The organism is Arthrobacter sp. Bi26, from assembly GCF_918697925.1.
Classification (GTDB): domain Bacteria; phylum Actinomycetota; class Actinomycetes; order Actinomycetales; family Micrococcaceae; genus Arthrobacter.
Map to the genome: position 1 here is coordinate 1 of NZ_CAKKMF010000143.1, position 7,205 is coordinate 7,205.

Genomic DNA, 7,205 nt, shown 5'->3' on the forward strand with positions numbered 1-7,205 from the left:
CGGCATCCAGGACGCCGTGAACCTCGGCTGGAAACTCGCCCAGGTGGTCAAGGGTATTGCGCCGGACCGCCTGCTGGACACCTATCACGCCGAGCGGCACCCCGCCGGGGCCCGTGCGCTGAAGCACACGATGGCGCAGTCAATCATGCAGAGGGCCGACCCGCGCATCGGTGCGTTGGCCGACACGGTGGCCGGCCTGCTGACGATCGATGAGGCCCGGAAGCGGCTGGGCGGCCTCATCTCCGGCCTGGACGTCCGCTACGACCTCGGTGAGGGGCACCCGCTGCTCGGGCGCCGCATGCCCGATCTCGACGTCGTCACCGCCAACGGCCCGCGGCGCGTGTTCACCTTCCTGCACGATGCCCGTGCGGTGCTGCTCAACCTCGGCGCGCCGGGCAGCATCGACCCGGGGCCGTGGATGGATCGGGTGCAGTTGGTGGACGCCACGTACGACGGCGGGTGGGAGCTTCCGGTGATCGGTTCAGTCAATGCTCCTGCGGCCGTGTTGATCCGGCCGGACGGGCATGTGGCGTGGACGGGAGACGGGACTCGGCGGGGGCTGGAGGATGCGCTGGCCAGCTGGTTCGGGCCTGCGCGGCATTAACGTCCCAACGGTGGCCGTGACCGACGCGTATTTCCGTGCCGGTCCCCTTAGCAGGAGAGGTAGCCCGGCCTCTGCGGGTCTACAGTGCGTTTTCTCGTAGCGCCCTGCTGTAGTGCTCAGGGGTATTCCTGGTTGCGGCCGACACAACGAGGTGCCGCCGGCTCAGCCGGTGTGCGAAGTACCCCTCGTACGGCAGCACGATGACAGTGTCGATTCCGCTTTCCCATGCCGGGATGAGTTCTTGGAGACTTCGGGGTTCGGCATCGTGGGGAAATTTCGGGATCAGGCTTCGGTCCCAGGCTTGATAAGCCTCGCGGTCCAGACCTTCCCATTCATACCGTTGAGTCCAAAAGGGTGGGATCAAAGGATTCAACCCCTGACTGGCGTCCCCGGACTCGCGCAATTCCGCGGGCGTGGGATGGTGCGTTGGATCTTCGATCTGGTACCAGCTCCAGGCCTGGTCCCATGACGTTTTCCAGCGCTTCTCCCACGTGGAGGCATCAGCCGATTCCGGCATCCGGGAATGACCACAGTCTGGTACGGGGCTTAGGGGCGGGATGTTGAGGTCGCCGGCCAGGGACCATGCCTGCCGGACAAACAGAAGGAGAGTCAGGTGGTGTGGATCGTCATTGACGCTGATCACCATGTCATGCGGCCACGGACTTTCCGGTTGCGGCGTGCCCCATTGCATTTTCGTTACCCCCAGTCCGAAGACAGCCCGCGCGGGCCGAATTGCGTTCAGCGTCGCACCGACTTCACGCTCTGTAAACGGAGATCAGTTCGTTCGGGGCGTGCCCGGTCAGACGGTGTCGACCCAGTAGCGGCGTTTGCCGTTGCGGGTGTCCTCGTAGGCGCCGCCGTTCTTTTCGATGGTCGCTCGTGAGCCTGCATTATCCTCATCGCATGTGAGAAGAACCCGGGGGATTCCCAGTTCACGGGCAATCGGCAAGGCATCAGCCAGCGCCCTCGCTGCGTGGCCGCGACGCCTGGCGGAGGGCCTCACGCTGTAGCCGATGTGCCCGCCTTCGTTGAAAAGGAAGTCGTTCAGTTCGTGCCTGATGGCCAGTGAGCCAAGGAACGTGTCACCCTCCATGATCCACAAGTACGTGCAGGGCACATATCCTGGCTTCCGCGGGCTCTCCGGCCGAGCGTCATTGATGAGGGCGTCGACAAAGCGGCGGAACGACTGGGCATCTTTGAGTTCTTCCAGGGACCAGTCCTCCGCGCCCCCGCCGTCCCGGTGGGCGCCGTCAAATTCTGCGGATCCTTCCAGCCAGGAGGAGTGGTAGCTTGCGTCCGGAGCGATAAGGAGAGGCATCACGCGATCATATTCGAAGGGTTCGCGTTTCCCGTGGTCTCGGTCCGGGTGTGTAGGGTGCTGCCAGCGTCAGCGGACGGCAGGTCGTAGTAGCCCAACGGCCCCGGGGGATGGACTTGTTCCTTGGCTGGCATTCGACGGCGGGGAGGCACCCCCGTGGTGCAGGAAACAGCGACTCAATTGAAATTAATTTTGCATCCTGCCCGGGAACCAGATAAATTGTGAGCTGTGTCACCGACCAGTGGCACGGCTTATGATCTGCGGCGGGAGAGTCCTGCCGGTACGTTCAGCAGGCGCCGTAGGAGCAAATCCTCCCCAGGAATCTCTCAGGCCCACGTACCGCCGCGGCAAGGCAACTCTGGAAAGCAGTCCGGGCAACCGGGCTCACCGACGGTGCAAGTGGCGCGCTGCAATCAGCAGGGCAAAACGGAAACTCTCAGGTCCAATACAGAGCGGGGAGGAACCCGAATCATCGTGGCGTTTTGATGCCACCTGAATTATGGAGTTCCTCTCATGACGGTTCAATCGTCCCCGTCCACCTTCGCAGATCGCCACATCGGCGCCCGCCGCCAGGCCGACATCGACACCATGCTCAAGGCCGTCGGCTACGACAGCGTTGATGGCCTCGTTGACAACGCGGTCCCCGATTCCATTCGCCAGGAAAAGCCCCTCACGCTGGACAGCGCCCTCAGCGAAGTCCAGGTGCTGGCCGAGCTGCGCAAGCTCGCCTCCAAGAACAAGACGGCCGTGCAGATGATCGGCCAGGGCTACTACGACACCGTCACCCCGCCGGTGATCCGCCGCAACATCCTCGAAGCCCCGGCCTGGTACACCGCGTACACGCCCTACCAGCCGGAGATCTCCCAGGGCCGCCTCGAGGCGCTGCTGAACTTCCAGACCATGGTCCAGGACCTCACCGCGCTCCCGGTCGCCAACGCGTCGCTCCTCGACGAGGCCACCGCCGTCGCCGAGGCCGTGCTCCTCATGCGCCGCGCCAACAAGAACAAGTCCGCGGCCGGGGCCAAGACCGTCCTCGACGCCGACTGCCTCCCGCAGACCATCGCCATTGTGCTGGGCCGCGCCGAAGCCCTGGGCTTCGAGGTGGAGGTCGCCGACCTCTCCAAGGGCCTGCCCGAGGGCGTCATCAACGGCGTCGTCCTGCAGCAGCCCGGCGTCTCCGGCCGGGTGTGGGACCAGTCCGCCGTGATCGCCGAGGCCAAGGAACGCGGCGCGCTGGTCACCGTGGCAGCGGACCTCCTGGCCCTGACCCTGATCACCCCTCCGGGCGAGCAGGGTGCGGATATCGCCGTCGGCTCCACCCAGCGCCTGGGCGTGCCGCTGTTCTTCGGCGGCCCGCACGCCGCCTACATGGCGGTGCGCGAGGGCATGGAACGCACGCTCCCCGGCCGCATCGTCGGCGTCTCCAAAGACAACGCCGGCGTCCCGGCGTACCGCCTGGCCCTGCAGACCCGCGAGCAGCACATCCGCCGCGAAAAGGCCACGTCCAACATCTGCACCGCGCAGGCACTGCTGGCCATCGTGTCCTCGTTCTACGCCGTCTACCACGGCCCCGACGGGCTGAAAGCCATCGCCGAGACCGTCCACAACAACACCCGCGCCCTCGCCGCCACGCTGAAGATCGCCGGCCGCGAACTGGCGAGCGACTCCTTCTTCGACACCCTCACGGTCCGCGTGCCCGGCAAGGCCGCCAAGGTCATCGCCGCCGCCGGGGCCCGGGGCATCAACCTGCGGCTCATCGACGCGGACACAGTTGGCGTGTCCGTCGATGAAACCACGACGCCGGAGGTCCTCGCCGCGGTCGTCGTCGCCTTTGGCGCCGGTCCGGTCCTGGAGGCCAAGGGCTTCGAGCTGCCCGAGACGGTGCTGCGCACCTCCGACTTCCTACAGCACCCGGTCTTCAACACGCACCGTTCCGAGACCCAGCTGCTGCGCTACATCCGCCGCCTCTCGGACCGCGACCTCGCCCTGGACCGCACCATGATCCCGCTGGGCTCGTGCACCATGAAGCTGAACGCCACGGCCGAGATGGAAGCCATCTCCTGGCCGGAGTTCGCCTCCATCCACCCCTTCGCCCCGGACTCCCAGACCGAGGGCTGGCGCGAGCTCATCAGCGGCCTCGAAGCTGACCTCGCCGAGATCACGGGCTACGACCAGGTCTCCATCCAGCCCAACGCCGGATCCCAGGGTGAGCTCGCCGGCCTGCTGGCCATCCGCGGCTACCACCACTCCCGCGGTGACGAGCAGCGCAACGTCTGCCTCATTCCGGCCTCGGCCCACGGCACCAACGCCGCCTCCGCCGTGCTCGCCGGCATGAAGGTGGTCGTCGTGGCCACGGCTTCCGACGGCACGATCGACCACACGGACCTCGCCGCCAAGATCGAGGCCAACAAGGACGTCCTCTCGGCGATCATGATCACCTACCCGTCCACCCACGGGGTCTACGACGCCGACGTCCGCGAGGTCTGCGACGCGATCCACGCCGCCGGCGGGCAGGTCTACGTCGACGGCGCCAACCTCAACGCCCTCGTGGGCCTCGCCCAGCCGGGCAAGTTCGGCGGCGACGTCTCGCACCTGAACCTGCACAAGACCTTCTGCATCCCGCACGGCGGCGGCGGACCCGGCGTCGGCCCGGTTGCTGCCAAGGCACACCTTGCACCGTTCATGCCAGGGGACGCGAACAAGGCGGCGCACGAGGCCGGCGGTACCGAACCAGGAACTGGTGTTGCGATCTCCGCTTCACGCTACGGATCCGCCGGTGTGCTGCCGATCTCCTGGGCGTACGTGAAGCTGATGGGCGGCCAGGGCCTCACCGAAGCGACCAAGTCGGCCCTGCTCGCGGCGAATTACATTGCCGCACGGTTGGATGAGCACTTCCCGGTTCTCTACACGGGGGAGAGCGGGCTGGTGGCGCACGAGTGCATCCTGGATTTGCGTGAACTCACGGCCAGGACCGGCGTGACCGCCGAGGACGTGGCCAAGCGCCTGATCGACTACGGCTTCCACGCCCCCACGCTGTCCTTCCCCGTGGCGGGCACCCTGATGGTGGAGCCCACCGAGTCCGAGGACCTTGCGGAGATCGACCGCTTCATCGAGGCGATGATCACCATCCGCCAGGAGATCGACCAGGTCTCCAACGGAGATTTCACGGTGGAGAACTCCCCGCTGCGCAACGCACCCCACACGGCAGCCGCCGTCGTATCTTCCGACTGGGAGCGGGCGTACCCGCGTGAGCAGGCCGCATTCCCCGTCCACACACTCAGGCAGGACAAGTACTTCCCGCCGGTCGGGCGCATCGACGGCGCCGCCGGAGACCGCAACCTGGTCTGCTCCTGCCCGCCGCTTTCCGACTTCGAGAACTAAGGATCCCTGATGAGTGAGAACTACACCGCTCTCTACGAGCAGCACAAAAAAGCCGGCGCCTCCTTCACGGACTTCGGCGGCTGGCAGATGCCCCTCAAGTACGAATCGGAACTGGCAGAGCACCACGCCGTCCGCAACGCCGCGGGCCTGTTCGACCTCTCCCACATGGGTGAAGTCTGGGTCACCGGTCCGGACGCCGCAGCGTTCCTCGACTACGCCCTGGCCGGGAAGCTCTCGGCGGTCGCCGTCGGCAAAGCGAAGTACTCGCTGATCTGCCAGGAAGACGGCGGCATCATCGATGACCTCATCTCTTACCGCCGTGGCGAGGACAAGTACCTCGTGGTCCCCAACGCCGGCAACGCTGCGGTGGTTGCCGCGGCACTGGCCGAAAGGGCTGTTTCCGGCAAGGAAGGCGGGTTCGACGTGACGGTGGAGGACGTTTCCGCCGAAACCTCGCTGATCGCCGTCCAGGGACCGAACGCAGAGGCCATCCTGCTGACGCTGGTCCCGGCCGAGCAGCATGTCCTGGTCACCGAGCTGAAGTACTACGCAGCGGTTGAGGTACGTATCACCGTCAACGGTACTGACCACGATCTGCTCCTCGCCCGCACCGGCTACACCGGCGAGGACGGCTTCGAAATCTACGTTCCCAACGAGGACGCCGCCGGCCTCTGGGAAGCGCTGCTGGAAACCGGCGCCGGCCACGGGCTCATCCCCGCCGGCCTGGCCTGCCGTGACTCGCTGCGTCTGGAAGCCGGCATGCCGCTCTATGGCAACGAACTCTCCCGCGAAGGCAACCCGTACGCCGCAGGCCTGGGACCGGTCGTCTCGCTCGCCAAGGAGTCGGACTTCATCGGCAAGGTTGCCCTGAGCGAACTCAAGGCAGCCGGCGCAGGCTCCACAACCGGCCGCAAGCTCGTGGGGCTCAAGGGCCCGGGCCGCCGGGCCGGCCGCGGCCACTACCCGGTCCTCAAGGACGGCAACGTGGTGGGCGAAGTGACCTCCGGACAGCCGAGCCCCACCCTGGGGTACCCCGTCGCCATGGCCTATGTCGATATCGAATTCACCGAGCCCGGCACAGCCCTGGACATTGACCTGCGTGGCAAGGCGGAGCCGTTCGAAGTTGTCGCACTGCCGTTCTACAAGCGCCAAAAGTAGCCAGCCGCCGCTGGCTGAGCCTGTCGAAACCACATACGAACTTAAGGATTGAGATAAATGAGCAAAGTTGTAGCCGAACTGAAGTACTCCGCTGAACACGAGTGGGTTGCTGCCGACGGATCGGGCCCTGCGGGGATTGGGATTTCGGCTGTGGCCGCCGACGCCCTGGGCGACATCGTCTACGTGGACCTGCCGGAAGTTGGGTCGACGGTGACCGCGGGGGAGACCTGCGGCGAGGTCGAGTCAACCAAGTCCGTCTCGGACCTCTACGCCCCGGTGACGGGCGAGGTGGTGGAGATCAATGACGACGTCGTTTCGGATCCCGCGCTGATCAACAGCGATCCGTACGGTGCCGGCTGGCTCTTCAAGGTGGCCGTGACCGAAGAAGGCCCGCTGATGTCGGCTGAAGAGTACGCGTCCAAGAACGGCGGCGAACTGTGAGCGCCGCCGCGGCCGCCGGCACCGTGACCGTCGCGTTTGAGCAGGTCGTCTCCGCGTCGCTGGACGCGGACCTGTCCGTGCTGGATCCGGAGATCGCCGTAAGGATCGACGCCGAACTGACCCGCCAGCGGGACGGGCTGGAGATGATCGCCTCGGAGAACCACACCGCGGTGGCCGTGATGCAGGCGCAGGGTTCGGTGCTGACCAACAAGTACGCCGAGGGCTACCCGGGCAAGCGCTACTACGGCGGCTGCGAGCACGTCGACGTTGTGGAGCAGCTCGCGATCGACCGGGTCAAGGCCC

The 7,205-nt window shown here is 66.2% G+C and carries 6 protein-coding genes, 1 pseudogene and 1 riboswitch; of the genes and pseudogenes, 5 read left to right on the top strand and 2 right to left on the bottom strand.

Features of this window, described 5'->3' with window-relative positions:
- Nucleotides 1-604, top strand: a 604-nt coding sequence (locus LQV16_RS22230; RefSeq protein WP_229996021.1) for an FAD-dependent monooxygenase, incomplete at its 5' end; no start/stop codon positions are given.
- A gap of 79 nt (nucleotides 605-683) precedes the next feature.
- Here LQV16_RS22230 and LQV16_RS22235 read toward each other — a convergent pair.
- Nucleotides 684-1,250 (bottom strand): hypothetical protein, encoded by a 567-nt coding sequence (locus tag LQV16_RS22235; RefSeq protein ID WP_229996022.1) that lies wholly within the window; start codon nucleotides 1,248-1,250, stop codon nucleotides 684-686.
- Between the two features lie 153 nt (nucleotides 1,251-1,403).
- Entirely contained in the window at nucleotides 1,404-1,922 is a 519-nt protein-coding gene (locus tag LQV16_RS22240; RefSeq protein ID WP_229996023.1) for a GNAT family N-acetyltransferase, read from the bottom strand.
- Between the two features lie 254 nt (nucleotides 1,923-2,176).
- A riboswitch (glycine riboswitch) is annotated at nucleotides 2,177-2,274 on the top strand.
- Nucleotides 2,275-2,435: 161 nt separating this feature from the next.
- Between LQV16_RS22240 and gcvP the strand changes: the two genes are divergently transcribed.
- The 4 genes and pseudogenes from gcvP to LQV16_RS22260 form a co-directional block, all read left to right on the top strand.
- Complete coding sequence (gcvP, locus tag LQV16_RS22245) at nucleotides 2,436-5,303, top strand: aminomethyl-transferring glycine dehydrogenase (RefSeq protein WP_229996024.1); 2,868 nt, start codon at nucleotides 2,436-2,438, stop codon at nucleotides 5,301-5,303.
- Between the two features lie 9 nt (nucleotides 5,304-5,312).
- On the top strand, nucleotides 5,313-6,461 hold the full coding sequence (gene gcvT, locus LQV16_RS22250; RefSeq protein ID WP_229996025.1) for a glycine cleavage system aminomethyltransferase GcvT: 1,149 nt from the start codon (nucleotides 5,313-5,315) through the stop codon (nucleotides 6,459-6,461).
- Between the two features lie 57 nt (nucleotides 6,462-6,518).
- Nucleotides 6,519-6,902 (top strand): glycine cleavage system protein GcvH, encoded by a 384-nt coding sequence (gene gcvH / locus LQV16_RS22255; protein WP_229996026.1) that lies wholly within the window; start codon nucleotides 6,519-6,521, stop codon nucleotides 6,900-6,902.
- A pseudogene (locus LQV16_RS22260) lies at nucleotides 6,899-7,205 on the top strand (serine hydroxymethyltransferase); the annotation flags it as partial. The gene gcvH and the pseudogene LQV16_RS22260, both read left to right, overlap by 4 nt.

Excerpts from the sequence above, each read along its gene's own strand:
- gcvT (WP_229996025.1), top strand. The coding sequence starts at position 5,313 with ATGAGTGAGAACTACACCGCTCTCTACGAGCAGCACAAAAAAGCCGGC.
- LQV16_RS22240 (WP_229996023.1), bottom strand. The coding sequence starts at position 1,922 with ATGCCTCTCCTTATCGCTCCGGACGCAAGCTACCACTCCTCCTGGCTG.
- LQV16_RS22235 (WP_229996022.1), bottom strand. The coding sequence starts at position 1,250 with ATGGTGATCAGCGTCAATGACGATCCACACCACCTGACTCTCCTTCTG.
- gcvP (WP_229996024.1), top strand. The coding sequence starts at position 2,436 with ATGACGGTTCAATCGTCCCCGTCCACCTTCGCAGATCGCCACATCGGC.
- gcvH (WP_229996026.1), top strand. The coding sequence starts at position 6,519 with ATGAGCAAAGTTGTAGCCGAACTGAAGTACTCCGCTGAACACGAGTGG.